This is a genomic window from Limimaricola litoreus (assembly GCF_024159025.1).
Classification (GTDB): domain Bacteria; phylum Pseudomonadota; class Alphaproteobacteria; order Rhodobacterales; family Rhodobacteraceae; genus Limimaricola; species Limimaricola litoreus.
The window spans coordinates 1-2,581 of the sequence record NZ_JAMYXC010000234.1 but is presented as its reverse complement, the minus strand read 5'-3'; the positions used below and the strand labels follow the sequence as shown (position 1 = coordinate 2,581).

Annotated in this window: 2 protein-coding genes and 2 pseudogenes; 3 read left to right on the top strand and 1 reads right to left on the bottom strand. The window is 71.4% G+C overall.

Annotated elements, in window-relative coordinates:
- The 3 genes and pseudogenes from NHG85_RS15160 to NHG85_RS15150 form a co-directional block, all read left to right on the top strand.
- Positions 1 to 296 (top strand): annotated as a pseudogene (locus NHG85_RS15160) (twin-arginine translocation pathway signal); the annotation flags it as partial.
- Positions 297 to 372: 76 nt separating this feature from the next.
- Positions 373 to 918, top strand: a complete 546-nt coding sequence (locus tag NHG85_RS15155; RefSeq protein WP_370363034.1) for a ferric reductase-like transmembrane domain-containing protein — start codon at positions 373 to 375, stop codon at positions 916 to 918.
- A 138-nt stretch (positions 919 to 1,056) separates the two neighbouring features.
- Positions 1,057 to 2,298 (top strand): GAF domain-containing sensor histidine kinase, encoded by a 1,242-nt coding sequence (locus NHG85_RS15150; RefSeq protein WP_253333835.1) that lies wholly within the window; start codon positions 1,057 to 1,059, stop codon positions 2,296 to 2,298.
- A gap of 17 nt (positions 2,299 to 2,315) precedes the next feature.
- Here the strand turns inward: NHG85_RS15150 and NHG85_RS15145 are convergent.
- A pseudogene (locus NHG85_RS15145) lies at positions 2,316 to 2,581 on the bottom strand (L-idonate 5-dehydrogenase); the annotation flags it as partial.

The following is a 2,581-nucleotide window of genomic DNA, read 5'->3' as shown; positions in this document are numbered from 1 at the left end:
TGACCGGCAGCGTGCGCCGCGCCGGCGACGGCGCCCCGCTCGAAGGGCTGCGCATCCAGATCTGGGCGCACACCACCGAGGGCCACGAGCGCGACCCGCACAGCCACGGCGCGACGCTGACCGGGCCCGATGGCAGCTTTGCGCTCGAAATGCCGCAGATCGTCCCCGCCTTCGGCCAGCCGCACGGGCACCTCGCCTATGACGGCGGCGCCTATGAGACGGTGTTCCTGCGTCCGGTGATGGCCAGCGCACGCGACACGCGGCTCGACGCGCATTTCGTCCTGCGCCCCGTCTGAGCCCGGTCTGAGCCGCTCCGCCCCCCTTCGCGCGGCGCTGGTCTGGGCCGGTCTCGCCACGGCCCTCGCCGCCCCCATCGCCATCGCGGCCACGAGCCCGCTGCTCGCCTGGCGCGGCCCGGTCTATGTCATTGCCGGGCTGGCGGGCGTTGCCGCTTTGGCGCTTCTGGTGCTGCAGCCGCTCCTCGTGGCGGACCGCCTTCCGGGCCTGCCCGCTCCGGCCGGACGGCGCGCGCATCGCTGGCTCGGCGCGGCGCTCGTCGCGCTCGTGATCGCCCATGTCGCGGGGCTTTGGATCACCAGCCCGCCCGACGTGATCGACGCGCTGCTCTTCGCCTCGCCCACGCCCTTCTCGGCCTGGGGCGTGATCGCCATGTGGGCCGTCTTCGCCACGGCCGCGCTGGCCGCGGGACGGCGACGCCTCGGCCCACACCGCTGGCGGCTATGGCATAGCGCGCTGGCGCTGGTGATCACCCCCGCCACGGTGATCCATGCGCTCTTGATCGAGGGCACGATGGGGCCGGTCTCGAAGGCCGTGCTCTGCGCACTGGCGCTCGCCGCGCTGGCCCTCGCCATTCGCGATCTGCGGGCATGGCGGCTGCTGCGGCGCGGCCCGCGCTGAACCCATTGCGCGCCCCGGCCGGGACTGGCGAAGATGCAACCGAAGGGATATCTGTTGCGGCGAAGCGACCATGACAGGCGACCCGCATTGCCATGCCCCCCGTGCGTGATAGGGGTGATGGGCAACCGAGGGGCGAAGATGAGCGACGACAACCAGCGACGCGCGACCATACAGGACCATGCCGCCTTCCTCGCGGGACGGCATGATTTCCAGACCGATATCGAGATGCTCGCCGCCAGCGATCTGGTCGGCACCATCCTCGAAACCGTCATGCTCGCCACCGACATGCGCTTTGCCGCCGTGGCGCGGGTGACGGCGGATCGCTGGGTCGCCTGCCGGACGGTCGACGAGGTGAATTTCGGCCTGGCCGAGGGCGACGAGATCGAGATCGGCTCGACCTTCTGCCAATCGGTGCGCGAGACCTCGACCAAGGTGCTCTTCAACGACGTCAACACCGACGAGGTCTATGGCAACCATCCGATCGCCGCCAAGTTCGGCATCGTCAGCTACGCCTCGATCCCGATCCACCGCAGCGACGGCAGCTTCTTCGGCACGCTCTGCGCCATCGACACCGAGCCGCGCGACGTGAAGGCCCCCCGCGCGGTGGCGATGCTGGAGATGTTCGCCGAGGTCATCGGCCGCGGCCTCGAAACCGAGGAGCGGCTCGAAGCCCAGGAACGCCTCGTCGCGCAGGAGCGCGAGCTGACGCGCATCCAGGAGGAGTTCGTCGCGGTACTGGGCCACGATCTGCGCAACCCGGTCGCAGCACTCGACGCCGGACTGCGCCAGCTCGACCGGGAGCCCCTGACCGACAAGGCGCGCCGGGTGCTGCCCCTGATGCGCGCCTCGCTGCAGCGCATGAACGACCTGATCGACAACATCATGCTGCACGCCAAGGCCCGGCTGGGCGGCGGCATCCGCATCCTCGCCACGCCGAACGCGCCGCTCGCCGAAAGCCTGACGCAGGTGGTCGAGGAGGTTCGCGCCGCAGCACCCGAGCGCGAAATCGCGCTCGACCTCGCCTTCGACCGCCCCGTCGCCTGCGACGCGCCGCGCATCGCGCAGGCCGTCTCGAACCTGCTGTCGAACGCCCTGCGCCACGGCACGCCGGGCACGCCCATCACGCTGAGCGGCGCGATCCATGGCGGCGAGGTGGCGATCACCGTGGCCAACCAGGGCCCGTCGATCCCCGAGGCGCTGCGCGAAAAGCTGTTTGAGCCCTACCAGCGCGGCACGGAAACGCGCGGCGAGGGGCTGGGGCTCGGGCTCTACATCGCCGCCTCCATCGCCGCCGCGCATGGCGGCCGGATCGAGCTCGACTGCGAGGGCGGGATCACCCGCTTCGTGCTCAGCCTGCCGGTGCTCTCCGCGCCGGGCTGAGCGCCCCCGCCCCGCGCTCAGCCGTCAAAGCGGATCTGCACCTTGATCGCCCGGGCGCGGTCGCCCGCCAGCTCGAAGCCCGCGCGCGCCTCGTCAAGCCCGACCACATGGGTCAGCAGCGGCTTCACCTCGATCCGCCCGGCCCGCATCGCGGCCACGCCTTCGGCGAACTCCTCGTGAAACCGGAAAGAGCCGCGCAGGTCGAGCTCCTTGGCGGTGACCAGCGTCATCGGCAGCGTCATGTCGCCGCCCAGCCCGAGCTGCACCACCACCCCGCGCGGCC

Bases quoted from the DNA above. Each gene is read 5' to 3' on its own strand.
- NHG85_RS15150 (WP_253333835.1), top strand. From the start codon at position 1,057: ATGAGCGACGACAACCAGCGACGCGCGACCATACAGGACCATGCCGCC.